Source organism: Halomonas sp. DP1Y21-3, assembly GCF_019801245.1.
Classification (GTDB): Bacteria; Pseudomonadota; Gammaproteobacteria; order Pseudomonadales; family Halomonadaceae; genus Halomonas; species Halomonas litopenaei.
On the sequence record NZ_JAHVJM010000006.1, the window covers coordinates 237,672 to 262,156 of the forward strand.

23 protein-coding genes are annotated in these 24,485 nt (G+C 66.0%); 19 read left to right on the plus strand and 4 right to left on the minus strand.

Annotation, left to right across the window (positions count from 1 at the left end; genetic code table 11):
* Window positions 1–23: 23 nt before the first annotated feature.
* On the minus strand, window positions 24–1,691 hold the full coding sequence (locus KUV74_RS17665) for an electron transfer flavoprotein-ubiquinone oxidoreductase (protein ID WP_045993415.1): 1,668 nt from the start codon (window positions 1,689–1,691) through the stop codon (window positions 24–26).
* Between the two features lie 379 nt (window positions 1,692–2,070).
* On the opposite strand from KUV74_RS17665, the gene KUV74_RS17670 reads away from it, so the two are divergent.
* The 11 genes from KUV74_RS17670 to KUV74_RS17720 all read left to right on the plus strand — a co-directional run bounded on the left by KUV74_RS17670 (window position 2,071) and on the right by KUV74_RS17720 (window position 11,072).
* Window positions 2,071–2,823, plus strand: a complete 753-nt coding sequence (locus tag KUV74_RS17670) for an electron transfer flavoprotein subunit beta/FixA family protein (RefSeq protein WP_045993416.1) — start codon at window positions 2,071–2,073, stop codon at window positions 2,821–2,823.
* Window positions 2,820–3,746: an electron transfer flavoprotein subunit alpha/FixB family protein gene (locus KUV74_RS17675; RefSeq protein ID WP_045993417.1), complete on the plus strand. Its 927-nt coding sequence runs from the start codon at window positions 2,820–2,822 to the stop codon at window positions 3,744–3,746. The genes KUV74_RS17670 and KUV74_RS17675 overlap by 4 nt, the downstream gene beginning before the upstream one ends.
* Before the next feature lie 305 nt (window positions 3,747–4,051).
* Window positions 4,052–4,906 (plus strand): DUF3450 domain-containing protein, encoded by an 855-nt coding sequence (locus KUV74_RS17680; protein ID WP_222516978.1) that lies wholly within the window; start codon window positions 4,052–4,054, stop codon window positions 4,904–4,906.
* Complete coding sequence (locus KUV74_RS17685; RefSeq protein WP_261395548.1) at window positions 4,906–6,372, plus strand: MotA/TolQ/ExbB proton channel family protein; 1,467 nt, start codon at window positions 4,906–4,908, stop codon at window positions 6,370–6,372. The genes KUV74_RS17680 and KUV74_RS17685 overlap by 1 nt, the downstream gene beginning before the upstream one ends.
* Window positions 6,350–6,889: a MotA/TolQ/ExbB proton channel family protein gene (locus KUV74_RS17690; protein ID WP_222516979.1), complete on the plus strand. Its 540-nt coding sequence runs from the start codon at window positions 6,350–6,352 to the stop codon at window positions 6,887–6,889. The genes KUV74_RS17685 and KUV74_RS17690 overlap by 23 nt, the downstream gene beginning before the upstream one ends.
* Window positions 6,882–7,292 (plus strand): ExbD/TolR family protein, encoded by a 411-nt coding sequence (locus KUV74_RS17695; protein ID WP_108132694.1) that lies wholly within the window; start codon window positions 6,882–6,884, stop codon window positions 7,290–7,292. Before KUV74_RS17690 ends, KUV74_RS17695 begins: the two co-directional genes overlap by 8 nt.
* Window positions 7,289–8,110: an energy transducer TonB gene (locus KUV74_RS17700; protein ID WP_108132695.1), complete on the plus strand. Its 822-nt coding sequence runs from the start codon at window positions 7,289–7,291 to the stop codon at window positions 8,108–8,110. The genes KUV74_RS17695 and KUV74_RS17700 overlap by 4 nt, the downstream gene beginning before the upstream one ends.
* Window positions 8,111–8,143: 33 nt before the next feature.
* Entirely contained in the window at window positions 8,144–9,358 is a 1,215-nt protein-coding gene (locus KUV74_RS17705; RefSeq protein ID WP_222516980.1) for a hypothetical protein, read from the plus strand.
* Between the two features lie 51 nt (window positions 9,359–9,409).
* Window positions 9,410–9,745, plus strand: a complete 336-nt coding sequence (locus tag KUV74_RS17710; RefSeq protein ID WP_045993471.1) for a hypothetical protein — start codon at window positions 9,410–9,412, stop codon at window positions 9,743–9,745.
* Window positions 9,746–9,845: 100 nt separating this feature from the next.
* The gene (locus KUV74_RS17715) at window positions 9,846–10,283 is read left to right on the plus strand and encodes a copper chaperone PCu(A)C (RefSeq protein ID WP_222516981.1); all 438 of its coding nucleotides are present in this window, start codon (window positions 9,846–9,848) and stop codon (window positions 10,281–10,283) included.
* A gap of 135 nt (window positions 10,284–10,418) precedes the next feature.
* Window positions 10,419–11,072, plus strand: coding sequence for an SCO family protein (locus tag KUV74_RS17720; protein ID WP_315900860.1), 654 nt, complete (start codon window positions 10,419–10,421; stop codon window positions 11,070–11,072).
* Between the two features lie 148 nt (window positions 11,073–11,220).
* On the opposite strand, the gene xthA is transcribed toward KUV74_RS17720, so the two are convergent.
* Together xthA and KUV74_RS17730 are read right to left on the minus strand one after the other, a co-directional pair.
* Window positions 11,221–12,036, minus strand: coding sequence for an exodeoxyribonuclease III (gene xthA / locus KUV74_RS17725; RefSeq protein ID WP_222516982.1), 816 nt, complete (start codon window positions 12,034–12,036; stop codon window positions 11,221–11,223).
* Window positions 12,036–12,299, minus strand: coding sequence for a hypothetical protein (locus KUV74_RS17730; RefSeq protein WP_045993474.1), 264 nt, complete (start codon window positions 12,297–12,299; stop codon window positions 12,036–12,038). Before KUV74_RS17730 ends, xthA begins: the two co-directional genes overlap by 1 nt.
* A 214-nt stretch (window positions 12,300–12,513) precedes the next feature.
* On the opposite strand from KUV74_RS17730, the gene rhlB reads away from it, so the two are divergent.
* Window positions 12,514–13,788: an ATP-dependent RNA helicase RhlB gene (gene rhlB / locus KUV74_RS17735; RefSeq protein WP_124804378.1), complete on the plus strand. Its 1,275-nt coding sequence runs from the start codon at window positions 12,514–12,516 to the stop codon at window positions 13,786–13,788.
* A gap of 102 nt (window positions 13,789–13,890) precedes the next feature.
* The gene (gene dinG / locus KUV74_RS17740) at window positions 13,891–16,038 is read left to right on the plus strand and encodes an ATP-dependent DNA helicase DinG (RefSeq protein WP_045993476.1); all 2,148 of its coding nucleotides are present in this window, start codon (window positions 13,891–13,893) and stop codon (window positions 16,036–16,038) included.
* Window positions 16,039–16,219: 181 nt separating this feature from the next.
* On the opposite strand, the gene KUV74_RS17745 is transcribed toward dinG, so the two are convergent.
* Entirely contained in the window at window positions 16,220–17,293 is a 1,074-nt protein-coding gene (locus tag KUV74_RS17745) for a 3-deoxy-7-phosphoheptulonate synthase (protein ID WP_045993477.1), read from the minus strand.
* Window positions 17,294–17,594: 301 nt separating this feature from the next.
* Between KUV74_RS17745 and rpoE the strand changes: the two genes are divergently transcribed.
* The 6 genes from rpoE (at window position 17,595) to lepA (ending at window position 24,457) form a co-directional block, all read left to right on the plus strand.
* Entirely contained in the window at window positions 17,595–18,197 is a 603-nt protein-coding gene (gene rpoE, locus KUV74_RS17750; RefSeq protein WP_045993478.1) for an RNA polymerase sigma factor RpoE, read from the plus strand.
* Between the two features lie 275 nt (window positions 18,198–18,472).
* Entirely contained in the window at window positions 18,473–19,213 is a 741-nt protein-coding gene (locus KUV74_RS17755) for a sigma-E factor negative regulatory protein (protein WP_045993479.1), read from the plus strand.
* A 91-nt stretch (window positions 19,214–19,304) separates the two neighbouring features.
* Window positions 19,305–20,408 carry a MucB/RseB C-terminal domain-containing protein gene (locus tag KUV74_RS17760; RefSeq protein ID WP_222516983.1) on the plus strand — a complete coding sequence of 368 codons (1,104 nt, stop codon included), beginning with the start codon at window positions 19,305–19,307 and terminating at the stop codon, window positions 20,406–20,408.
* Window positions 20,405–20,830, plus strand: coding sequence for a SoxR reducing system RseC family protein (locus tag KUV74_RS17765; protein ID WP_222516984.1), 426 nt, complete (start codon window positions 20,405–20,407; stop codon window positions 20,828–20,830). The genes KUV74_RS17760 and KUV74_RS17765 overlap by 4 nt, the downstream gene beginning before the upstream one ends.
* 181 nt (window positions 20,831–21,011) lie before the next feature.
* Complete coding sequence (locus KUV74_RS17770) at window positions 21,012–22,433, plus strand: DegQ family serine endoprotease (RefSeq protein WP_222516985.1); 1,422 nt, start codon at window positions 21,012–21,014, stop codon at window positions 22,431–22,433.
* Window positions 22,434–22,639: 206 nt separating this feature from the next.
* Window positions 22,640–24,457: a translation elongation factor 4 gene (gene lepA, locus KUV74_RS17775; RefSeq protein WP_045993482.1), complete on the plus strand. Its 1,818-nt coding sequence runs from the start codon at window positions 22,640–22,642 to the stop codon at window positions 24,455–24,457.
* The last annotated feature ends 28 nt before the right edge of the window (window positions 24,458–24,485 follow it).

The following is a 24,485-nucleotide window of genomic DNA, read 5'->3' on the forward strand; positions in this document are numbered from 1 at the left end:
GCAGCGACGCGGCCCGCCCGCGATCACATATTGGGATAGTTGGGACCACCGCCGCCTTCAGGGGCGACCCAGGTGATGTTCTGGGCGGGGTCCTTGATGTCGCAGGTCTTGCAGTGGACGCAGTTCTGGAAGTTGATCTGGAAACGCGGCTGGCCATCGTCACCCTCGACCACTTCGTAGACCCCGGCGGGGCAGTAGCGCTGAGCGGGCTCGGCGTACTCCGGCAGGTTCTTGTGGATCGGAATTTCCGAATCCTCGAGCTTGAGGTGGCAGGGCTGGTCTTCCTCGTGATTGGTGTTGGACAGGAACACCGAGGAGGGCTTGTCGAAGGACAGCTTGCCGTCGGGCTTGGGGTAGTCGATCTTCTCGAACTCGCTGGCGGGTTTGAGCGCCGCATGGTCCGCAGTGGTGTCGTGGACCCTGGGCAGCTTGCCGCCGAGCAACTGATCGACGAAGTTGTAGGCCCCACCGCCCACGGTGCCGTACTTGTGGATCGCGGGACCGAAGCTGGCGGTCTGCTCGAGCTCCTTGTAGGCCCAGCTGTCCTGCCACCTGGCCTCGAACGCCTTGAGTTCGTCGCCGCCCTCGTTGCCGTCCTTGAGCGACTCGAACACGCTTTCTGCCGCCACCAGACCGGACTTCATGGCGGTGTGGATGCCCTTGATCTTGGCGAAGTTGAGGGTGCCGGCGTCACAGCCGATCAGCAGCCCGCCGGGGAAGGTCATCTTCGGCAGGCAGTTGAGGCCGCCCTTGGCGATGGCACGGGCCCCGTAGGCCACCCGCTTGCCGCCTTCCAGGTAGCGCTTGAGCACCGGGTGGTGCTTCATCCGCTGGAACTCGTCGAACGGCGACAGGTAGGGGTTCTGGTAGGCCAGGTCCATGATCAGGCCGACCACCACCTGCTGGTTCTCGGCGTGGTAGAGAAACCAGCCGCCGTGGGTGTTCTTGTCCAGCGGCCAGCCGGAGCCGTGCAGCACCAGCCCTGGCTCGTGCTGTTCCGCCGGTACGTCCCACAATTCCTTGAGACCGATGCCGTAGTGCTGGGGATCCTTGCCCTCGTCCAGGCGGAATTCGCGGATCAGGCGCTTGCCGATGTGGCCACGGGCGCCCTCGGCGAACAGGGTGTATTTCGCACGAAGCTCCATGCCCGGTGCGTAGCCGCCTTTCTCGCTGCCGTCGGCGGCCACGCCCATGTCGCCGGTCAGGATGCCGCGTACCACGCCGTCCTCGACGATGGCGTCCTGGGCGGCGAAGCCCGGGAAGATCTCGACGCCCAGGGACTCTGCCTGTTCGGCCAGCCAGCGGCACAGGTTGCCGGCGCTGATCACATAGCGGGTGATGTCGCCACCGGTGTTGTGCATGCTCTTGGGCACCAGCGCGTTGGGCAGCTTCTGGGCCTTCTCGGCGTCCTTGAGCAGGTACAGCTCGTCACGCACCGCCGGGGTGGTCAGCGGGGCGCCACGCTCCTCCCAGTCGGGGAACAGCTCGAATAGCGCGCGGGGCTCGAGCACCGCTCCGGACAGAATATGGGCGCCCACCTCGGAGCCCTTCTCGACCACGCAGACGGTCAGCTCCTGCTCGGCCTCGTTGGCCTGCTGCATCAGTCGGCAGGCGGCGGCCAGTCCAGACGGACCGGCGCCGACGATGACCACGTCGAACTCCATGGTGTCGCGTTCTACTTGTTCTGCCATCGGGTGCTTTCCTCCTCGGCGTGACGTTGGGGTGCCACCAACGTCGTACAGATTTTAAACGGTCGTTTGCTTCACGGTGTGTCCCATGATAGGCATAATAGCGTCGTCGGGTCATCCTTACGATGGTCGACCCTCCCCAATGGTCGACTCGGCATGCGGGGATTGTTGCCAAGGCCCGGCCTGTGGCACATTGAAGGTACGCACCGAGCCCCTATCAAACGCTTGCATGAAACGCATAAGGGCATAGCGAAAAGTTCTCAATCGTGGTGTCCTCTCGGGACACGCGATGCGTAAATCGATGCGGTGCCCGTCACCGCCAACGTGTTGATGGTTCCTTCCTTACATTCAAGGTTCCCCAGATGAACCAAGCGAGGACAACATGAAAGTACTCGTCGCGGTCAAACGCGTCATCGACTACAACGTCAAGATCCGGGTCAAGCCGGATGGCAGCGACGTTGACTTGACCAACGTCAAGATGGCCATGAATCCCTTCTGCGAAATCGCCGTGGAAGAGGCGGTGCGCTTGAAGGAGAAGGGCGTGGCGACCGAGGTGGTGGCGGTGACCGTGGGGCCGAAGGCGGCGCAGGAACAGCTGCGCACGGCCCTGGCGCTGGGGGCCGATCGCGCCATCCACGTCGAGAGCGACGAGCGCGTTGAATCGCTGGGCGCGGCCAAGGCACTGGCCAAGGTGGTCGAGAAGGAAGCGCCGCAGCTGGTCATCCTCGGCAAGCAGGCGATCGACTCCGACAACAACCAGACCGGTCAGATGCTGGCCGCGCTGACCGGCATGGCCCAGGGCACCTTCGCCTCCGAGGTGGAAGTCGAAGGCGAGACCCTCAAGGTCATCCGCGAGATCGATGGCGGACTGCAGACGGTGTCGCTGAAGCTGCCGGCGGTGGTCACTACCGACCTGCGCCTGAACGAGCCGCGCTACGCCAAGCTGCCGGACATCATGAAGGCCAAGAAGAAGCCGATGGACGTGATGACCCCGGCCGATCTGGGCGTCGAGGTGGCCAGCCGTCTCAAGCTGGTCAAGGTCGAGCCGCCGGCCGAGCGCCAGGGTGGCGTCAAGGTGGGCTCGGTGGACGAGCTGGTGGACAAACTGAAGAATGAAGCGAAGGTGATTTCATGAGCATTCTGGTTCTGGCAGAACACCACGACGGCCAGCTGGCCGACGCCACCGCCCACGTGGTGGCCGCCGCCCAGGCTATCGGTGGTGATATCGACGTGCTGGTCGCCGGTCAGGACGTGGCCGCCGTGGCCGAGGCCGCAGCCAAGCTGGATGGTGTCAGCAAGGTGCGTGTCGCCGACAGCGAGACCTTCGCTCACCTGCTGGCCGAGCCCACCGCCGACCTGCTGGTGGCCCTGGCCGACGACTACAGCCATGTGCTGGCGGCCGCTTCCACCACCGGCAAGAACGTGCTGCCGCGCCTGGCGGCACTGAAGGACGTGGCACAGATCTCCGAGATCATCGCGGTAGAGAGCGCCGACACCTTCAAGCGTCCGATCTACGCCGGCAACGCCATCGCCACCGTCCAGAGCGAGGACGCGCTCAAGGTCATCACCGTGCGTTCCACTGCCTTCGACGCCGTCGGCCAGGGTGGCTCCGCTGCCATCGAACCGGTCGAGGCGAGCATCGACAACAGCCTGTCGAGCTTCGTCGGTGAAGAGCTGGCCAAGAGCGATCGTCCCGAGCTGGGGGCTGCCCGCGTGGTCATCTCCGGTGGTCGCGGCATGGGCAGCGGCGAGAACTTCAAGATCCTCGACAACATCGCCGACAAGCTGGGCGCCGCCATCGGTGCGTCCCGTGCGGCGGTGGATGCCGGCTTCGTGCCCAACGACATGCAGGTCGGCCAGACCGGCAAGATCGTGGCGCCGGACCTGTACATCGCCGTGGGCATCTCCGGTGCCATCCAGCACCTGGCCGGGATGAAGGACTCCAAGGTCATCGTCGCCATCAACAAGGACGAGGAGGCGCCGATCTTCCAGGTCGCCGACTATGGCCTGGTGGCCGATCTGTTCGAGGCCATTCCGGAACTCGACAGCAAGCTCTGAGTGCAAGATGTAGAAACGGTGTGCCGGCTAGGCCGGCAACGCTGACAAACGCCGTGGCGGCCAACGCCACGGCGTTTTTATTGGTGGGTGTCTGGCATCGATGTGCATGGCCGCCAACCCCTCGCCAGGCGTGCCGATCCGCTGTCGGACAGGGGCGTCGATGCCCTTGCTCGGGAGGTGTTGACAGCGATGAACTCGGGGTAGAGGCACCTTGCTCGCATTGATAACAATTCGTGTTTCGGGTACTGTCGTGGCATTTGACGCGGCGCCCCAAGGCGGCGCGAGAGCAGGTCGGAGGCCTTGGAATGGCGAACAAGCAGATCAACGGGCGGCCCTTCGCCGGGCCATCACAGGCTAGCCCCAGCGATGTGGTGACGGCTGGCGCAGCGGCAAGGAACAGCCTGCTGGGCGTCTCCTGTGCGCTGGCGCTGGCGCTGGGGCACAGCGGGGTAGCCCAGGCACAGAACACGGCGGACAATCTCGGCGACGAGGCCCTGGCGGCCCAGACGACCCAGGCCGAGCTGCAGGCGCGGATCGACCAGGCCGACGACGAGGTGCGTCAGCGTATCGAGGCGCTGCGCCAGGCCGAGCAGGAGGCCCAGCGGCTTCAGTCCTACAACCAGGCGTTGGCCCCCCAGCTCGAGCAGCTCAAGGCGACCCTCGAGCAGCGCAGTCAGGGCATGGCGACCATGGCCGAGACCCGCGACGCCCTGCCGGGCCTGTTGAACGGCATGACCCGCCGCCTCGACGCCTGGGTCGATCAGGACGTGCCATTCCTCCATGGCGAGCGCAAGGCCCGGGTGGCGTCGCTCGAGGCCTCCCTGGCCAACCCCGAGCTGACCGCAGCCGAGAAGCTTGAGCGGGTGCTGGCGGCCTGGCGTGCCGAGCTCGACTATGGGCGCGATCTCGATGCCTGGCGCGGCACCCTGGAAGAGGGCGATCAGACCCGCGAGGTCGACTTCCTGCGACTGGGACGCGTGGGCTGGTACTACCTGACCCCGGATGGCCAGAACGGTGGCGTATGGAACGACGGAGATTGGCAGTCGCTGTCCGCTGCCGAGCGCGACCAGGTGGAGAAGGGCCTGCAGATCGTGCGTGACCAGCGTGCACCGGAACTGCTGACGCTGCCGCTGACCCAACCGATCGAGGAGCGTTCCTGATGGTGTCTTTGACGGATTTCCCGGTGTCGCTGAATCGGCACAACTCGATGGGCAAGGGCCTCGCCCGCAGGCTGGTGCTGGGTGCCGCCGTGACCGCGCTGCTGGCCGCCGCTGCGCCTGCCGCCATGGCCCAGCAGCACAGCGATAGCGACAGCGTACTGTCGAGCTTCAAGCTGGAGCGAGAGGCCGCCGAGGCACGTGATCAGGCGAGGTTGGCCGAGCTGGTGGAGGACAGTGACGCGCTGTCCGCCTCGCTCGAGGAGGCCGAGGCCCGTCGTGACGCCGCCCGGGAAGAGCGTGAGCGTCTGGAGGCCGAGATGGCCGAGGCGCGTCAGGTGCTGGACGAGATCGGTGCCCAGCGTGATGCCGAGGGCGGCGACCTCAACGCGGTGTTCAGCGCGGTGGCCGGCACCAGTGGTGAACTGAGAGACGATCTCGGCCAGAGCCTGCTGACCCTGGGCGCCGACGTCGATTTGCCGCCGCGGCTGGACGACGACGCCATCCTGACCGTCGCCCAGATCGAGACCCTGGCCGACAGCCTGATGGGGCTGACCGCCGAGACCGGGCTGGTGCGTCGATTCGAGGCGCCGGTGGCCGCAGGCAGCGGTGAGGTCGCGCCACGTCAGGTGACCCGTGTGGGTGACCTGATGGCCTTTGGCGGCGGCCAGTTGCTCGAGCGGGTCGGCGAAGAAGGGCGGCTCTCCGCCCTCGAACACACGCCTGAGCGCGTCGGCGCTGTGCTCGACGCTTATCAGTCAGGCGATGGCCAGCTGCTGCCGGTGGATCCCGTCGACGGACGGGTGATCGAGGCGCTGTCGCGCCAGCCCACGCTGCTCGAGCGCTTCCATCAGGGCGGTGCGGTCGGCTATGTGGTGGTCGCCCTGGGCGCCCTGGGCCTTTTGATCGCCCTTGGCCAGTATCTGTACCTGCTGCGGGTCAGCATGACCACCCGTCGCCAGCTCGCCAACATGGATGAGCTGTCCAATGACAACCCCCTGGGCCGGGTGCTCCAGCGCTTCCATGCCTTCGGTGCCGGCCATGCCCCCGAAGCCCTGGAGGCACGTCTGGACGAGTCGATGCTGGCCGAGCAGCCGCGTCTCGAGCGCGGCCAGGCACTGGTCAAGATGCTCGCTGCGGTGGCGCCGCTGCTGGGCCTTCTAGGCACGGTGACCGGCATGATCGTGACCTTCCAGTCGATCACGGTGTTCGGCACCGGCGACCCCCAGTTGATGGCCGGCGGTATCAGTCAGGCGCTGGTGACCACGGTGCTGGGCCTGATCACCGCGGTACCGCTGCTGTTCGCCCATACCGCCATGTCGTCACGCTCGCGCGCCCTGATCGGCACCATGGAAGGCCGCGCCAGCGCCGTGCTGGCCGACCGTCTGGAAGCCGATCGCAAGGCCCTGCAGCCGGCCACCGACGCTAAGCAAGGAAGCAGGCGCCATGCCGATGCACCCCTGGCTTGATCCCCTCGTCCGGCTGATCGACGCCGGCGGGCCGGTGCTGGTGGTGATCGCCGTGGTGGCCATGCTGCTGTTCTCGGTGGGGCTCGAGCGCTGGTGGTTCTTTCGCTTCCACTATCGCCCGGCCCGGGCCGAACTGATGCGCCGCTGGGTCGAGAGGCCCGACCACCAGAGCTGGAGTGCCCACACCCTGCGCGAGGTCTGGGTGACGGAGCTGATCAGGCGCCTGCGTGGCCCCTTGCCCTGGTTGAAGCTCTTGGTCGTGATCTGCCCGCTGCTCGGGCTGCTCGGCACCGTGACCGGCATGATCACGGTATTCGACAGTCTGTCCATGGCCGACAGCAACCAGGCCCGCGCCATGGCCGACGGCGTTGCCCGGGCCACCTTGCCGACCCTGACCGGGATGGCGGTGTCGGTGGTGGGGCTTCTGTTCATTACACGGCTCGAACATATCATTCGGCGCGAGGATCAGCGGCTGCACGACCGCCTTGCCCGCGCCGCGGAGGATGCACATGCGTAGACGTCGACTGTCCGCCGGCGCCGAAGAGGCCAGCGAGGTCAACCTGACCCCGATGCTGGACGTGGTCTTCATCATGCTGATCTTCTTCATCGTGACCACCAGTTTCATCAAGGAGAGCGGGGTGGAGATCGAGCGCCCCGAGTCCAGCGCCGCCTCTTCCCGTCCCGACGTCCAGGTGCTGGTGGCGATCACGCCGGAAGGCGCCTTGTGGGTGGACGGTGAGCCGGTGGACATCCATCGCGTCGGCACCACCGTCGCCGGCATGCTCTCCGAGGATGGTTCGGTGGTGATCCAGGCCGATCGCAACGCCGCTACCGGGGTGCTGATCGAGACCATGGACCGGCTGCGCGACGCCGGTGTCGACAAGGTTGCCGTCGCCGCCGAAAGGAGCTCCGACGCATGAGGCGAGTGGTCTCTCTGGCGGCGGGTAGCCTGCTGACCCTGGTACTGTTCGCCCTGCTGGCGCTGCTGGTGGTGCCACCGGAGGCCGAGCCTGAGCTGCGCGAGGAAATCACCCTGAGCCTGGCCGAGGCGGTGGCGCCCCAGGCCGAGGCCCCGGCGGAGGCCTCCGCTGCTTCGGCATCGGCGCCGCCACCTCCACCACCGGTGGCCGCCGCGCCGCCGCCGCCGAGCCCGGCCCAGACCGCTGTCAGCGAGATCCAGCTGCCGGACCCCGAGGTGGTACCGCCGCCACGAGAGCCCAAGGCACTGGACAGCGCCTTGCCGGAGTTGACCGAGACGCCGCCAGAACCTGAACCTGAGCCCGAACCCGAGCCCAGGCCCGAACCGAAACCCCGGCCGGAGCCGACGCCGCAGCCTGAGCCCGCACCGCAGCCCGAGCCCGCACCACAGCCAACGCCAGCGCCCAGCGTGGCCACCAATGCGACCAGCAACACGGGCAGCGCCAGCGCGGCGGGGGCCGGCGCCGCCGCGCCTGCGTCCAACGAGCCGGTGGACGTGGGCACCTCGGCCCGGGCCACGCGCAAGGTGCCGCCGGAGTACCCGCGCCGGGCCCAGCGTCGTGGGCTCGAGGGCTATGTGGTGATGCAATTTATCATCCGCGCCGACGGCAGCGTCGATCGCGGCAGCATTCAGGTACTCGAGGCCAGCCCCCGCCGGGTATTCGAGGACGCTGCGCGTCAGGCCATCGCCGGCTGGCGCTTCGAGGCGGCGTCAGGGCTTCGGCGGGCGCGTCAACGACTCGAGTTCCAGTTGAGATAGATGTCGAGATAGCCACACAAGGGGTCGATCGCCATGGCAGTACTGTTGAAGACCAACCCGCTGGGGCGCTACCTGCAAGGCACTGGTGCCGCCCTGGCGCTGGGCCTGATGGCGGGTCTGGCCGGCGCACTGGCAAGTCCTGCGGCAAGCGCCGCGCCGACCCTGTCCGGTGGCATCATCGCCGACCTCAAGAGCCTCGAGCAGCGCCTGGCCGACGACCCGGCAGGGGTCGAGGCCAAGGCCGAGAGCCAGGCCGAGCGGCTCACCGGAGGCAACGCCTCGGACCGCTGGGCCAGGGCGCTCTACCTGCAGCTTGCCGCCGGGGCGGCATCGGCCCAGAACCGGCCCGAGGAGGCGGCCGATCACCTGGCCAGCGCCCGCCGGATCGATGGGGTCGAGCAGGCCCAGCGAGATCGCTGGCTGCGCCAGGAGATTGAACAGCGCATCCAGGCGCAGCAACGTCAGCAGGCGAGAACGCTGTTGGAAGACTGGCTATCGCGCCACGAGGATGTCGAGGCGCTGTGGACCCTGGCCGAGCTGGCGGCCGCCGACGAGGACTGGGAGGCCGCCGCCGACGGGGTCGAACGGGCCAAGGCGGCGGACCCGCAGCCGAGTCAGGCGCGGCTCGATTTCGCCGGTGGCGTGATGCACAAGAGCGGTCGTCTCGATCAGGCCCTGGCGGCCCTGGAGGCGCGGCTTGCCACCGATCCTGCTGATGCCGATGCCTGGCGCCGGGCCGCGGCCATGGCCCAGCGCCTGGGGGATCCGGTCCGGGCCGCGGCGCTGTGGGAGGCCGGCTGGCGTCAGGGCGCCCTGTCCGGCAACGATGACCTTGAACGTCGCATCGAGCTCCACCTGGCCGCCGGTACCCCCGCACGCGCCGCCGAGCTGCTCGAACGGGCGCTGGCGGAAGGCGTCCTCGAGGATAGCGAGCAACGTCGCCGGTTGCTGGCCGAGGCCTGGTTTCAGGCTCGCGACCATGACCAGGCGCTGGACGCCTGGCTGGCCCTTGCCGAGCGTTCCGACGCTGGCTCGGACTGGCTCCGGTTGGGACAGATTGCCGCAGGCTGGGGCCGCGAACAGACCGCGCGCGAGGCATTGAACCGCGCACTCGCCAAGGGCGAGGACGAGGCGAAAACCTGGCTGGGCGCGCTGTCCGCGGGCTCGCAGACGGGGCAGGGCGCGGCCGCTGAACCTGGCGCTGGCGCCACGGAGTCACCTCGACCCTCCGATGAAGGCGCTGGCTGAGGCGGCTCGCTGCCTTGTGGCAAAAATGACCCTCAGCGTAGAATTCGCCCCATGAAGAATTCCAGAAGCCTCATATTGTTGGTCATCGTTCCCGCGGTGGCCGTGGTGCTGCTCGGGGCGGCCATCTTTGGCTCCCAGGCGATGTCCGACAGCCGTCTGGACGATGACGCGCGCGCCGCCCTGGCGGCGTCACTTCAGACCTCGGCACCGATCGAGCTCGCCAACTTGCAGGAGGTGCGCTACGGCTATGGCGTGTGCGGCTCCTATCGGCTGGCATCGGACGAAGGCTTTGCCTCCTTCTATCTTGATACCCAGAGCGGCGAGGTGGAGCTGGACGTCAACTCCCGTCGTTTCAATACCCACTGTGGCCTGTCGGCGCTGTGCTGATGGTATCCATCGACGGTGACCGGTGTTGGTTGGCGTTTGACGACTGAGCCACCTTCGTCGACACAGGCTCGTGCCGGCACTTTCTCAAGGAGACGTTTTCATGCGCATGTTCAAGGGCACCCTGGTTGCCGGACTGCTGTCGCTGCTCGCGACTACCCCGGTGCTTGCCGCCGAGCTAGAGATCAGCGACGCCAGGCTGCGCATGCTGCCCGGCGACCGCCCCGGTGCCGGTTACTTCAAGCTCTACAATGCGGGCGACGAGCCGGCAGCGGTGGTCGGAGCAGAGACCGACGCCTACGCCTCGGTGGAGCTGCACATGAGCATGGAGAAAGACGGCATGGCCATGATGCACGGCGTCGAGCGCTTCGAAGTGCCCCCCGGCGAGACCCGCGAGTTCGCCCCTCAGGGTTATCACCTGATGTTCATGAAGCCGCAACAGTCGCTGAACATTGGCGATGAAGTCGAGGTCCGCCTGATCCTCGAAGGGGACGAGCGCATCGAGACGACCTTCGAGGTGGTCTCGCCGGCGGCGCTGTAACGACGGTCTTGATACAGCTGAGACTGCTGAGACAGTTGGGTGGGCAAAGTGATGTCGAGAGAACGGTGTCGGGAGCAGGGGCTGCAAAGTAGAGCCGAGACAACGGCCCATGAAATGAAAGCTACGAGGTTGGCAATGCGACAGGGCAGGACCGGCGGCAATGGCAGGGTGCAGAGAAGGGGAGCTGGTGCGAGCCAGGCAGTCGCCAGGGCTGGTGCGGCACTGCTGCTTACCACAGCGCTGTTTGCCCTTGCCGGCTGCGAGGACGTCAACTGGCGTGGCACCGACATCTCCGACGCCATGCCGGCGCTGGACTTCGAGCTGATCGACGAGAACGGCCAGCCTGTCGATGAGGGTGACTACGCTGGCAAGACGACCCTGGTCTACTTCGGCTTCACCCACTGCCCGGACGTCTGTCCCACCGCGCTGGCGCGGCTGTCAGCGGCGATTCGGGAACTCGACGAGCCCACCCGCGACGCCGTCCGGGTGCTGTTCGTCTCGGTGGATCCCGAGCGCGACAGCCCCGAGGTGCTCGACGCCTATACCGAAGCCTTTGGGCCGCGCTTTATCGGCCTGACCGGCGACAAGGCGGCCCTCGACGCGGTCACCAACCGCTACCGCGTCAGCTATCGTCTAGGCGAACCCGAGGCCGACGGCAGCTACGACGTCGATCATTCCAGCGCCATCTTCGCCTTCGATTCTGGCGGCGACGCCCGTCTGTTGATGCGTGACACCGACCCGGTGGACTCCATCGCCGCAGACATCCGAAGGCTGGTGGAGAAGGGGTAGAGGTCCCCATCTTCTTGCAAAAATGCAGCTGGAAAAGCAAAGGGCCACCTGAAGTGGCCCTTTCGCGTCTCGATGGTAACGCGCCTTCACGCCTCGCTGCGTGGCAGCTTGATGCAGTCTCTGGTGCCGCGCGTGGTGTTGTGAAGTTCTAAAGATTCAGTTCGGTCCACACCGGGGCGTGGTCCGAGGGTTTTTCCATGGCGCGCAGGTCGTAGTCGATGCCGGCGTCGGTGACGCGCTCGGACAGCGATGCCGTGGTCAGGATATGGTCGATGCGAAGGCCCCGCTTGGGTTCGCGATCGAAGCCCTTCGAGCGATAGTCGAACCAGCTGAAGCGATCGTCCACCTCGGGGTAGAGGCGGCGATAGCTGTCCTCGAGGCCCCAGGCCTTGATGCCATCCAGCCATTCGCGCTCGATCGGCTGAAAGCTGGTCTTGCCTTCGCGCAGCCAGCGCTTGCGGCTGGCCTCGCCGATGCCGATATCGATGTCGGCGGGCGAGATGTTGAAGTCGCCCATCACGGCCAGGCGTTCGCTGGGGGAGTGGTCCTCGTCGAGCAGGCGCTGGAGCTGAGCGTAGAAGGCGCGCTTGTGGGGAAACTTGGTCGGGTGCTCGATGTTCTCGCCCTGGGGGAAATAGCCGTTGTAGACCCATACATGCTCGCCGTCGGCGGCGCGCAGACGCACGCCGATCATGCGGCGCTGGGCGTCTTCACCGTCGTCGGGAAAGCCATAGCGAACCTCCTCCGGGGCCTCGCGGGTCAGCATGGCGACGCCGTAGTGACCCTTCTGGCCATGGAAGTGCACCTGGTAGCCCATGGCTTCCACCGCCTCGCGGGGGAATTCACTGTCCTGGACCTTGGTTTCCTGCAAACCGATCAGGTCGGGCTGGTGGGAGGCGATCAGCGCCTCGAGCTGGTGCAGGCGTGCGCGGATGCCGTTGATGTTGAAGCACACCAGGCGCATTACTGCTCTCCCTTGTTGCTGTCGCTGTTACTGCTGTCCGGCCCCTTGCCTTCGGGGTGAATCTCGATCGACGGGGCGGCGCGCATGCGCTCCAGCCGGCGTGCGGCCTGGGCCTTGCGCTGCTGGCGCTTCTTGGCGGAGAAGCGCCGTGATGAGGTGACCTCATCGGGATTTTCGTGGCGCCACTGCTTGTAGTCCTTGCGCCGACCGGTACGGATGGTCACCTTGTCGGCCAGGGAACGGGTCTTCTTGCGGCGTGTCATGACGCGGGGCTCCTGTATTCAATGGGCACATTCTATCAGTGCGGGGCCGCCAGGACAGCCGCTAGACACGATTCGATGCGCATCGGGCAAGCCCAAACGGCCAGACGCTGGTACAATACCCGGCTTGAGGAAACTCGAGGGGGCCCTGTGCCGTTGCCTCGACGCTTTCCGCTTTCCTTCAACTTCTCTTCGAGACGGACACACAGCACAGCCTATGAGCGAGTCGGAACAGACCACCGCACCGGCCGAGAGCCGCAAGCCCAAGCGTCGTCGCCGCAAGCCGAGGCGCCGCCAGTCCAACTGGGATCTGCGCCAGTTTCAGGTGCCCGCCGTGGCGGGCAAGTGGCGGTTCCACGACTTCGATCTGCCGCTGCCGCTGATGCGCGCCATCCATGCGCTCGGGTTCGAGTACTGCACGCCGATTCAGGCCGAGGCCCTCACCCACACCCTGATGGGTGGAGACGTGGTGGGCAAGGCCCAGACCGGTACCGGCAAGACCGCCGCCTTCCTGATTTCCATGATGGCCTACTTCCTCGAGGAGGAGGTGCCGGATGGCCAGAAGCCGGGGACGCCGCGCGCACTGATCGTGGCGCCGACCCGCGAGCTTGCCTTGCAGATCGAGAAGGACGCCAAGGCCCTGGCGCGCTTCACCTCGCTCAAGGTGACCAGCGTCGTCGGTGGCATGGACTACCAGAAGCAGCGCGAGGGGCTTGCCGGCAACGTCGATATCTTGGTGGCCACTCCGGGCCGCCTTCTGGACTTCCAGCAGAAGCGAGACATCGACCTCGGTCAGGTCGAGGTGCTGGTGCTGGACGAGGCCGATCGCATGCTGTCGATGGGCTTCATTCCCGACGTCAAGCGCATCATCCGCTACACGCCGAAGACCGAAGAGCGGCAGACCTTCCTGTTCTCCGCGACCTTCACCGAGGACATCCTCAACCTGGCCAGCCAGTGGACCCATCAGCCGGCCCACGTCGAGATCGCGGTCACCGTGGATAACGCCGCCGATATCGATCAGCGGGTGTACATGGTGGGCGACGAAGACAAGCAGCGACTGCTGGTCAACCTGCTGCAGCAGGAGTCGTTCGACCGGGTGATGGTGTTCGGCAATCGCCGCGATCTGGTGCGCAAGCTGCTGGACCTGCTGAAGAAGGCCGACATCAATGTGGCCATGCTGTCCGGCGATGTGCCGCAGAACCAGCGCATCCGCACCCTGGAGCAGTTCCGCGAGGGCGAGATTCAGGTGCTGGTGGCCACCGACGTGGCCGGCCGTGGCATCCATATCGAGGACGTCAGCCACGTGATCAACTACACCCTGCCCGAGGATCCGGAGGACTACGTCCACCGCATCGGGCGCACCGGCCGTGCCGGCGCCAAGGGCGTGTCGATCAGCTTCGTGGGTGAAGAAGACGCCTTCTCGCTGCCCGAGATCGAGCGCTTCATCGGCGACAAGCTGCCCTGCGAGCATCCGCCGGAAGGGCTTCTGTAAGCCCGTCAGGCGTTTGACGCTTGTACGCAGTCAGGGCCGGCCCAGCGCCGGCCCTTTGCGTCTCTTCCCCCTGTCCTTTTTCTCAATTGTCGTGGACCCGCCATGCTAGACGACGCCCTCAAGAGCGAGATTCAAAGCGCCTATCGTCGGGTGCTGGAGGCGCTGGAGCTGACCCCGCGCTACGGCCAGCGACTGATGATCGCCGAGATCTCCCGCACCCTGGCCGGCATCGAGACCGACGAGGATGGCAAGCGGGTGAGCGACGAGCACGTCTGCGTGCTGGAGGCGGGCACAGGTACCGGCAAGACCCTGGCCTACCTGCTGGCGGCGTTGCCGGTGGCCAAGGCGCGCGGCAAGCGCCTGGTGCTGGCCACCGCCACGGTGGCGCTGCAGGAGCAGGTACTGCACCAGGACCTGCCGTCGCTGAAGGCCCACAGCGGATTGTCCTTCGACTTTGCCCTGGCCAAGGGGCGCGGGCGCTACGTGTGCGTGGCTAAGCTCGACGCGGCCATGGACGGCGCCGAGGAAAACCCGACCCTGTCGCTGTTCGAGCAGAGCCTGGACGCCGCCACCGGCGATGACTTCAAGGCGCTGGTGGCTGCCATGGGAGACGCCTACGGCAACGGTCGCTGGGAAGGGGATCGCGATAGCTGGGGCGAAGCCATCGACGATAGCCATTGGCGGCGACTGACGGTGGATCACCGCCAGTGCACCAATCGCCGCTGCGGGCACTTCGGTGCCTGTGCCTTCTTTCGTGCTCGGCGCGACCTGGATCAGGCCGACGTCATCGTCGCCAACCATGATCTGGTGCTGGCGGATCTGGCGCTCGGCGGCGGCCTGGTGCTGCCCGACCCTGCCGACTGTATCTACGTCTTCGACGAGGGCCACCACCTGCCGGACAAGGCGATCTCCCACTTTACCCATCGCTTCAGCGTGGGCGGCGGGCTGCGCTGGCTGAGAAACCTCAGGGGCTCGCTGACCGAGCTGAATACGGCCCTGGGCGTGCAGCCGACCCTGGCGCGACTGCTGGGCGCGCTGCCCACCGCGATGGAAGCGCTGGAGCCACGCCTGGGCGAGGTGTTTGCGCTGGGCCACCAGCTGGCCGAGCGGCCCCATGGGCTCAACGACGACGAGGACGGTGCTCAGCACCGCTTCGAGATGGGGCGTGTGCCCGAGGCCCTGCGGGCCCAGGCCGAGGCGCTGGTGGTGCCCTTCGCCGAGCTCTGCCGTCTGCTCGAGTCGATGACCGACATCCTGCGCGAGAGCCTGGACCCGGAGAAGTCCACCGGCCTTGCCCGGGAGCAGGCCGAGGCCTGGCTGCCGCTGCTGGCGCTGCTGCACGGCCGGGCGCTGGAGGCCCACGCCCTGTGGCAGGCCTTTGCCGAGGGCGATCCGGCGGACGCGCCGCCGCGGGCACGCTGGCTGACCCTGGAGCGCTTCCAGGGCGAGCCCGAGCTGATCTTCTCGGCCAGCCCGGTATCTGCCGCCCATACCCTGGCGCGTTCGTTGTGGGGGCGCTGTCACGGCGCTGTGGTGACCTCGGCCACCCTGACCGCCCTGGGCCGTTTCGAGCGCCTGCAGGAGAGGGCGGGGCTGGCCAACCGCTATCGCTACCAGCGTCTGCCGAGTCCCTTCGACTATTCCCGAGCGGTGCTCAGCGTGCCCCGGGAGGCGGTGGACCCCGCCGACCGTGACGGCCACGAGCGGGCCATCGTCGACTTCGTCGAGGCTCTCGACGACAAGGAAGCGGTGCTGGTGCTGTTCTCGTCCCGGGCCCAGCTGCGCGGGGTGGAGAAGGCCCTGTCGCGGGAGCGTCGAGAGCGAGTGCTGGCCCAGGACCGTCTGCCCAAGCGCGAGCTGGTCAGCCGCCATCGCCAGCGTATCGACGCCGGCGAGGGCAGCATCCTGTTCGGTCTGGCGAGCTTCGCGGAGGGCATCGACCTGCCCGGCGACTACCTGACCCATGTGGTGATCACGCGGCTGCCGTTCGCCGTGCCGGACGACCCGGTGGGAGCGACGTTGGCGGAATGGATCGAGAGCCAGGGCGGCAACCCGTTCATGCGCATCAGCGTGCCGGATGCCTCGATCAAGCTGGTCCAGGCCTGTGGTCGGTTGATCCGCAAGGAGGCCGACCGTGGCCGCATCACCTTGCTGGATCGCCGCGTGCTGACTCGCCGCTACGGCCGCGCGCTGCTCGACGCATTACCGCCCTTCGTGCGCGAGATCGACGGCGTAAGCCAGGCCGGCTGAGGGAAGCCGCGCCTCGCGAGCAGGCGTGATACACCGGCCAAAAACAAGGAGCCCGCCAACTTGGCGGGCTCCTTGCTGTCGTGGGCGTTGCTTCTGCAGGCGTCGCTGGCGCTGGGGATGATGGCGCCGCTGGCGCCTGGCGTCGGGGCCTTTCAGCCCCTTACCTCGCACCAGGGGCGAATCAATTCACCCGCTTTGCCAGCTCCGGCGCCAGGCGTTCGTTCATGCTGCGGAAGGCCTCCACGGTGGTGTCCCAGTCGATGCAGGCGTCGGTCACGGAGACGCCGTAGGCCATTTCGCTCAGGTCCTCGGTGATCTTCTGGTTGCCCCAGCCGATATTGGACTCGACCATCAGGCCGATGATCGAACGGTTGCCGTCGAGAATCTGGTGGGTGACGTTGTCGAGCACCAGCGGCTGCAGGGCGGCGTCCTTGTTGGAGTTGGCGTGGGAGCAGTCGATCATGATGTTGGGCTTGACCCCGGCCTTCTTCAGCTCCTGCTCGGCCAGCGCTACGCTCACGCTGTCGTAGTTCGGCTTGCCGTTGCCCCCGCGCAGCACGACGTGGGCGTAGGCGTTGCCGCGGGTGCGGATGATCGCCACCTGGCCCTGCTGGTCGATGCCCAGGAAGTTGTGCGGGTGAGCGACCGACTGCAGCGCATTGACGGCCACGTCGAGGCTGCCGTCGGTGCCGTTCTTGAAGCCCACCGGGCATGACAGGCCGGAGGACATCTCGCGGTGGGTCTGGGACTCGGTGGTGCGGGCGCCGATGGCCGACCAGCTGATGCAGTCCTGCAGATACTGGGGCGAGATCGGGTCGAGTGCCTCGGTGGCCAGCGGCAGGCCCAGCTCGGAGAGCTCCACCAGCAGGCGACGGGCGATGTGCAGGCCTTCCTCGATCTCGAAGGAGCCGTTCAGGTGGGGGTCGTTGATCAGACCCTTCCAGCCCACGGTGGTGCGCGGCTTCTCGAAGTAGACGCGCATCACGATGTACAGGCTGTCCTTCACCTCGTCGGCCAGGCGGCGCAGGCGACGTGCGTAGTCCAGCGCGGCGTCCACATCGTGGATCGAGCAGGGGCCCACCACCATCAGCAGCCTGGGATCGGTGCCGTCGAGGATGTTCTGCACGGTCTTGCGGCCCTCGATCACCGTGGCCTCGGCCTCGGGAGAAAGAGGAATTTCCTGCTTCAACTGCTCAGGAGTGACGAGAACATCCTGGGCCAGGACGTTGAGGTTGTTCACCTGCTTGTCGGACATGAGGTCTACCTGTGTGTATCGTGTCAGCGCTGACGTTTCTGCGTGGCTCTACTATCCCTTGAGGGAGGGGTAAATTCAATCGCCTGAGGGAACCTTGTCGCGCACCCGATGTCGGAGCGGCGTCGAGAGATGCACTCAGAGAACGCTTGATGCGAGCCAAGGAAACAGGAACACTTGTGCCTTTTATCATGACGAGACCCATGACCTATACATCGCCGACAGGCGAAAGGTGGCACCCTGTTGCCAAGGGCCAGACCGAGGGTCCGGCGTCGTCAGCCCGACATCGTCGGGGAGGAGAGACATGACGCCCAAGGAAACGGACCAGCAGCTGGTGGCGCGCGCGCAGAAGGGCGATACCCGAGCCTTTGACCTTCTGGTCAAGAAGTACCAGCACAAGATTCTGGGCCTGATCGGCCGCTACATCAGCGACCACGCCGAGGTGCAGGACGTGGCCCAGGAGGCCTTCATCAAGGCTTACCGGGCGCTTGGCAAGTTTCGCGCCGAGAGCGCCTTCTATACCTGGATGTACCGCATCGCCATCAACACCGCCAAGAATCATCTGGTGTCCCGCGGGCGTCGTCCGCCGGGCAGCGATCTGGATATCAATGACGCCGAGATCGTCGACATGAGTGGCCGGCTGGCCGATATCGAGACACCGGAGGCGTCCATCGCCAGGGACCAGCTCGAGGCGGCGGTATTCGAGGCGATCGAGAATCTTCCCGATGACCTGCGCACCGCCATTACCCTGCGCGAACTCGATGGTCTTTCCTATGAAGACATCGCCCAGATCATGCAGTGCCCGGTGGGTACCGTGCGCTCGCGCATCTTTCGCGCCAGGGAGGCGGTGGATCAACATATTCAGCCGCTGATGACGACCTCGCGAAACGCCGAGTCACTTTCCTGATTCGCTATCGTGAGCCTGTGAGCTGGTCGTGGGCGCAGGGGTGAGGCAGGGGACCCCTTTTGCTGCCGAATTCCCCATTTTTTTCAAATTGGGATGAACTGTTCGCCAGATTGGGCGTCTTACCCAGTGACCGGCCCGATGCAACAATCAACGACGGTCGTCACCTGGCGCTCGAGCCGGTGGCGAGTAACCGAGAATCGGTGGCGGAACCTGGCGCATCTCCGGTGGTCTATGGAGCTGGAGGCGCGACGCTTCGTCGAAATGAGGTGTGGAGAATGAGTCTGAACGCACGGGAATCGCTTTCAGCCCTGATGGACAATGAAGGTGACGAGCTGGAATTGCGTCGAGTGCTGAAGTCGCTCGAGAGCGACCAGGACAGCGCCGAGAGCTGGCGTCGTTACCATTTGATGCGTGCCGCGCTGCGCCGCGAGACCGATAGTGACCCCTCGGTGGATCTGTCCGCCGGTATCCTGGCTCGCCTCGAGGATGAGCCTGCGCCGCAGATGGAGGCTCCCGCCGACGGCGCGGTCGCCAAGCGCGGCGGAATGGGGCTCGCACGCGGTGCCGGTATTGCCGCGGCGGTCTCGTTGATGGTGATCAGCGGGGTTCAGTTCTATAACGGCGCCTTCGATGGCTCCATCGACGGTTCCGGTGCCGGTGTGGCCAGCAGCGGGGCTGCGGGTGGCGTAAGCGGCGGCGTAAATAGCGGCGCAGCACAGACAGCGTCCGCCGTGCCAGGTGCAGAGCTCGCCAGCGTAGCGGCGTCTCGGCCTTCGCTGATGGATCTGCCGATGTTTCAGTCCGGCACAGGCTCCAGCAATGGCCTGATGACCGTCGGCGCCCAGGTGGCCTCGCCGATGATGCTGTCGCCATCTGCCCAGCAGTCGCGGGTCAGTGACCAGGCGCAGGCCCAGTTGTTGCAGTCGTACCTCGATCGTCATGCCCAGGGGGCGGCCTTCAGCAGTGCCGACAACTGGATGCCGATGCTGCGCAGCACCCCGGCGGAAGCCCGTTGAGGTGATCGATCTGGCATCGAGATAGCAATGATCTGCTCGGCCCTGTGGGGCCGAGCGCATTCTCAGCAGTGCCTGTCAGGACATGATTTCTATGCCACATCAGGGGTCGCTTGCAGCGTTGGCCGGCTGGCTGACGCTTTCCCTTGTCTGTCTTTCTCTTCCCGCCCAGGCCGTTGCCGACCCTGGTGTCGACGCCGTAACGGCGAACGCCGAGGCCTCGGCTGACTCGGTAGCTGATCCGAATAGTATCCAGAGCGTCTACGACTGCAGCGCCTTGACCGCCTTGTCACCTCCCGAGTCTCCGGGAGACTGGTTCGAGCGCAGTGTCTGGGCTTCCCATTGCTACCAGTATCAGGCGCGCGCCGTTCGCATCGTCGATGAGGAAGTAGTGACGCTGTCGGTGGCTCGCGACATCCAGCAGGGCGTCGAGCGCGATCGCCTCCACTTCCTCGATGGCCCCAGTCGCTCGCTGCTGCGAGAGGGGGGCGCCTTTCGCTTCGAGCTCGGTGATAGCCAGGGGGCGGCGCCGGCCTCTCCCCAGGCGCTGGTCGAGCACCTGTCACGCTTCTATCGGCTGCGCTTCGACGGCGAGGAGCGCATCGCCAATCGTCACGCGATCCGTCTGGAACTGTTGCCGCTTGACGCCATGCGCTACGGCTATCGCATCTGGCTCGACCGCGAGACCGCCATCCCCTTGAAGCGCACCCTGATCGATGAGCGGGGCCAGGTGCTGGATACCTTCCAATTGGTGGCGATGACGCCGCCGGAACGCTACGACGGCAAGGTGGAGCTGCGCCGGCCGCCGTCCTCGGCCAGGCTCGACTGGCGCGCAGGCTGGCTGCCTCGCGGCTTTGTTGCCCAGCCGTTGATGGCGATGGCATCCGACAGCGATGGGCCTCGCCGCCACAAGTTGTACAGCGATGGCCTGTCGACCATCAGCCTGTTCGTCGAACCGGTAGCGGGTTCCCGGGTACTAAGGCCGGGTGTCCATCGACTGGGCGCCAGTCACGCCGCGGTGCGCCGAGTGCAGCGTGAAGGCCAGTTGCTTCAGGTGGTGGCGGTAGGCGAGCTGCCCCCCAACGTGCTGGTCAAGGTGGCCGAAACCCTTGAGCTGGCCGAGGGGCAGTCGCAGGGTGTGAGCGATGGTGCGCGCCCTGAGGCGGTGAGCAATGTCCATCAGGAAGCGTCGTCATGAGCACCGACTGCGCGACCGCAGAGGCGCGAGTGGTGGGCTGGACGACCGCAGGGGTCAGGGTAGCGCTGGCGGCAACCGGCGGCTGCGGGCGCTGCGCTGCGCGGGGCGGCTGCGGGGCGCGTTGGCTGCTGCGCAGGAGCGACGATCGGCGTGAGCTCGAGATCGAAACCGAGCAGCGTCCCGCCATCGGGCAGACGGTGACCCTGGCCCTGTCCCGGACGAGCCTGGTGCGCGCCAGCGTGCTGGTCTACGGCCTGCCGCTATGGCTGGCGCTGGGGGCGACCCTTGCCGTCAACGTCCAGTCGCCGGATCACTGGTCGCTGCCGCTGGTGTTTATCGCGGGCCTGGCCCTTGGCGGCGTGGTGCTGCGTCGGCATCTGCGCCGCCGCGCCGAGGCGTATCGGCCGACCTTGGTGCTCTAGCCCCGTTGTGATAGCTCTGTTGTGATAGCCCTTTGCCCGAACACTTCACGGGCCCTTGTCGCGTTATTTTGCCCGCTAATGACTGAACCTTTTGGCGGCGTGACGGTACTACAAGAAGCGACCCTCGAGGTTGCGTCAAATGCACTCTGAGTCCTATCTGAGTCTTACGCAGGAGCCTTGCATGAAGCCAATGACTCGCACCCTGTCCATGTGGATGACGCTGGTGGTGGGAATGGTTGTCGCCCAATCCAGCCTGGCCAGGGATCTTCCTGATTTCACCGAACTGGTCGAAGAGGCCGCCCCCGGCGTGGTCAACATCTCGACGACCCGGGTCACCGAGGGCTACTCCACGCCCTTCGGCGATTTCGGTGGCCAGGAAATCCCCGACATCTTCCGTCATTTCTTCGGTGATCGCTTCCCGGTACCGCCCGGCGGAGGCGGTGGTCGCACCGAGGAGCGTCAGTCGCTGGGCTCCGGCTTCGTCATCGACGCGGACGGCTACATCATGACCAACGCCCACGTGGTGGAGGGCGCCGACGAGATCATGGTGCGCCTCAATGACCGTCGTGACCTCAAGGCCGAGCTGGTCGGGGCCGACGAGAAGACCGACGTGGCGGTACTGAAGGTCGATGCCAGCGATCTGCCGACGCTATCCCTGGGTGACTCCGACGACCTCAAGGTGGGGGAGTGGGTGGCCGCCATCGGTTCGCCGTTCGGCTTCGATCACTCGGTCACCGCAGGCATCATCTCGGCGATCAACCGCACTCTGCCGCGTGATGCCTACGTGCCCTTCATCCAGACCGACGTGGCGATCAACCCAGGTAACTCCGGCGGACCGCTGTTCAACCTCGACGGCGAGGTGATCGGCATCAACTCCCAGATCTTCACCCGTAGCGGTGGCTTCATGGGGCTGTCCTTCGCCATTCCGATCAATGTCGCCATGGACATCGCCGACCAGTTGCGAAGCGAAGGTCACGTCACCCGGGGCTGGCTCGGTGTGATGATTCAGCCGGTGTCCAAGGACCTGGCCGAGTCGTTCGGCATGGACCGCCCCGAGGGTGCCCTGATCGCCGACGTCGATCCCGACGGGCCGGCGGCGCGTGACGGCGTCCAGGCCGGTGACATCGTGCTCGCGGTCAATGGCGAGACGGTGGAGCGCTCCAGCAACCTGCCGCGGTTGATCGGCCGTGTCGCTCCGGACAGCGAGGTCGAGTTGACCGTGCTGCGCGCCGGGGATCGCAAGACCCTCAGCGTCACCGTTGGCGACTGGCCCGAGGAGCTGGCCGGTGGCAGCGGTCAGTCGTCCGGCAGCGCGTCGCCGGCACGCCTGGGTCTGGCGGTGCAGTCGCTGTCCGACGCCGAGCGTGACAAGTACGGCATCGACGCCGGCGTGCGGGTCAGCGACGTCGACCCGCGTGGCGTGGCGGCGGCTTCCGGCATCCGGCGTGGCGATATCATCGTCAGCGTCAACCAGGTCGCGGTGGAAAGCGGTCGCCAGCTGAGCCAGCTGGTGCGTGAGCTGCCTGCCGATCAGGCGGTGCCGGTTCGTCTGTACCGTGACGGCCGCTCGTTGTTCGTGGCGCTGCGCCTGGCCGACGACTGAGGCGCGTCCCGCTGACCGACGACGCCCGAGGGCCGCCATGGCCCTCGGGCGTTGTCGTCCTGTGATATCGAATCGAGCCGCCGCAACGGCTTGGGATGCGCGGGGCAGGGGATGCCGGTACAATAGCGCCAACTTTTTTTTCCGCGTCATCGGGGCAGGGCGAGCCTGTCGCTGTCCGGTGCGTTCTCAAGATGGAATCATCCTGCATGTCTGATCCTGATAACCGCAAGGTAATCAATAATATACGTAACTTCTCGATCATCGCTCACATCGACCATGGCAAGTCCACCCTGGCCGATCGCCTGATCCAGAGTTGCGGTGGCCTGTCAGAGCGCGAGCTCAAGGATCAGGTGCTGGACTCCATGGATCTGGAACGCGAGCGCGGCATCACCATCAAGGCCCAGTCGGTGACGCTGGACTACCACGCCAACGATGGTGAGACCTACCAGCTCAACTTCATCGATACCCCGGGGCACGTCGACTTCTCCTACGAGGTGTCGCGCTCGCTGTATGCCTGCGAGGGCGCACTGCTGGTCGTGGACGCCGCCCAGGGTGTCGAGGCCCAGTCGGTGGCCAACTGCTACACCGCCATCGAGCAGGGTCTCGAGGTGTTGCCGGTGCTCAACAAGATGGACCTGCCCCAGGCCGACCCCGACAAGGTCGCCCACGAAGTCGAGGAGATCATCGGTCTCGACGCCACCGACGCCTGTCAGGTATCGGCCAAGAGTGGTCTGGGCATCGATGCGCTGCTCGAGCGGCTGGTGCGCGATATTCCGCCGCCCAAGGGCGACCCCGAAAAGCCGCTGCAGGCGCTGATCATCGACTCCTGGTTCGACAACTACCTGGGCGTGGTATCGCTGGTACGGATCTTCGACGGCGTGCTCAAGAAGGGCGACAAGATTCGCATCCTGTCCACCGGACGTGACTGGCAGGCCAACGAGGTCGGCATCTTCACCCCGCTGCGCAAGGAGACCGACATCCTGCGCGCCGGTGAAGTGGGCTTCGTGGTGGCCGGTATCAAGGACATTCAGGGGGCTCCGGTGGGGGATACCATCTCCCACGCCAAGACGCCGGACGTCAAGCGCCTGCCGGGCTTCCAGAAGGTCAAGCCCCAGGTCTACGCCGGCATGTTCCCGGTCAGCGCCGACGACTACGAAGACTTCCGCGATGCGCTCGAGAAGCTGGCGCTCAACGACGCTTCGCTGGACTACGAGCCGGAAAACTCCGACGCCCTGGGCTTCGGTTTCCGCGTCGGCTTCCTCGGCACCCTGCACATGGAGATCGTGCAGGAGCGTCTGGAACGCGAGTACGACCTGGACCTTTTGACCACCGCGCCGACGGTGGTCTACGAACTGGCGATGAAGAACGGTGACGTCAGCTACGTCTCCAACCCGTCCAAGCTGCCGGACATGGCCGACGTCGAGGAGATGCGCGAGCCCATCGTGCGCGCTAGCATCCTGGTGCCCCAGGAATTCGTCGGCAACGTCATCAGCGAGTGCGAGCTGCGTCGCGGCACCCAGAAGGACATGCTGTTCCTGGGTAGCCAGATCCAGCTGACCTACGAATTGCCGATGAGCGAAGTCGTCATGGACTTCTTCGACCGGCTCAAGTCCATCTCCAAGGGCTATGCTTCGCTCGAGTACAACTTCGAGCGCTTCGAGGCGGCCAAGCTGGTACGCCTCGACGTGCTGATCAACGGCGACCGGGTCGATGCCCTGGCGGTGATCATCCATCGCGATCACGCCCACAGCCGTGGTCGTGTGCTGGTCGAGAAGATGAAAGAGCTGATCCCGCGTCAGATGTTCGACGTGGCGATCCAGGCCGCCATCGGTGGCCAGGTCGTGGCCCGTTCCACGGTCAAGGCGCTGCGCAAGAACGTGACCGCCAAGTGCTACGGCGGCGACATGACCCGCAAGAAGAAGCTGCTCGAGAAGCAGAAGGCCGGCAAGAAGCGCATGAAGCAGGTCGGTCGCGTGGAGATCCCTCAGGACGCCTTCCTCGCCGTGCTCAAGGTGAACGACTGATGCCCCAGCGGCGGTCGATCTGTCCCGG

Bases quoted from the DNA above. Each gene is read 5' to 3' on its own strand.
- KUV74_RS17665 (WP_045993415.1), bottom strand. From the start codon at position 1,691: ATGGCAGAACAAGTAGAACGCGACACCATGGAGTTCGACGTGGTCATC.
- KUV74_RS17670 (WP_045993416.1), top strand. From the start codon at position 2,071: ATGAAAGTACTCGTCGCGGTCAAACGCGTCATCGACTACAACGTCAAG.
- KUV74_RS17675 (WP_045993417.1), top strand. From the start codon at position 2,820: ATGAGCATTCTGGTTCTGGCAGAACACCACGACGGCCAGCTGGCCGAC.
- KUV74_RS17680 (WP_222516978.1), top strand. From the start codon at position 4,052: ATGGCGAACAAGCAGATCAACGGGCGGCCCTTCGCCGGGCCATCACAG.
- KUV74_RS17685 (WP_261395548.1), top strand. From the start codon at position 4,906: ATGGTGTCTTTGACGGATTTCCCGGTGTCGCTGAATCGGCACAACTCG.
- KUV74_RS17690 (WP_222516979.1), top strand. From the start codon at position 6,350: ATGCCGATGCACCCCTGGCTTGATCCCCTCGTCCGGCTGATCGACGCC.
- KUV74_RS17695 (WP_108132694.1), top strand. From the start codon at position 6,882: ATGCGTAGACGTCGACTGTCCGCCGGCGCCGAAGAGGCCAGCGAGGTC.
- KUV74_RS17700 (WP_108132695.1), top strand. From the start codon at position 7,289: ATGAGGCGAGTGGTCTCTCTGGCGGCGGGTAGCCTGCTGACCCTGGTA.
- KUV74_RS17705 (WP_222516980.1), top strand. From the start codon at position 8,144: ATGGCAGTACTGTTGAAGACCAACCCGCTGGGGCGCTACCTGCAAGGC.
- KUV74_RS17710 (WP_045993471.1), top strand. From the start codon at position 9,410: ATGAAGAATTCCAGAAGCCTCATATTGTTGGTCATCGTTCCCGCGGTG.
- KUV74_RS17715 (WP_222516981.1), top strand. From the start codon at position 9,846: ATGCGCATGTTCAAGGGCACCCTGGTTGCCGGACTGCTGTCGCTGCTC.
- KUV74_RS17720 (WP_315900860.1), top strand. From the start codon at position 10,419: ATGCGACAGGGCAGGACCGGCGGCAATGGCAGGGTGCAGAGAAGGGGA.
- xthA (WP_222516982.1), bottom strand. From the start codon at position 12,036: ATGCGCCTGGTGTGCTTCAACATCAACGGCATCCGCGCACGCCTGCAC.
- KUV74_RS17730 (WP_045993474.1), bottom strand. From the start codon at position 12,299: ATGACACGCCGCAAGAAGACCCGTTCCCTGGCCGACAAGGTGACCATC.
- rhlB (WP_124804378.1), top strand. From the start codon at position 12,514: ATGAGCGAGTCGGAACAGACCACCGCACCGGCCGAGAGCCGCAAGCCC.
- dinG (WP_045993476.1), top strand. From the start codon at position 13,891: ATGCTAGACGACGCCCTCAAGAGCGAGATTCAAAGCGCCTATCGTCGG.
- KUV74_RS17745 (WP_045993477.1), bottom strand. From the start codon at position 17,293: ATGTCCGACAAGCAGGTGAACAACCTCAACGTCCTGGCCCAGGATGTT.
- rpoE (WP_045993478.1), top strand. From the start codon at position 17,595: ATGACGCCCAAGGAAACGGACCAGCAGCTGGTGGCGCGCGCGCAGAAG.
- KUV74_RS17755 (WP_045993479.1), top strand. From the start codon at position 18,473: ATGAGTCTGAACGCACGGGAATCGCTTTCAGCCCTGATGGACAATGAA.
- KUV74_RS17760 (WP_222516983.1), top strand. From the start codon at position 19,305: ATGCCACATCAGGGGTCGCTTGCAGCGTTGGCCGGCTGGCTGACGCTT.
- KUV74_RS17765 (WP_222516984.1), top strand. From the start codon at position 20,405: ATGAGCACCGACTGCGCGACCGCAGAGGCGCGAGTGGTGGGCTGGACG.
- KUV74_RS17770 (WP_222516985.1), top strand. From the start codon at position 21,012: ATGAAGCCAATGACTCGCACCCTGTCCATGTGGATGACGCTGGTGGTG.
- lepA (WP_045993482.1), top strand. From the start codon at position 22,640: ATGTCTGATCCTGATAACCGCAAGGTAATCAATAATATACGTAACTTC.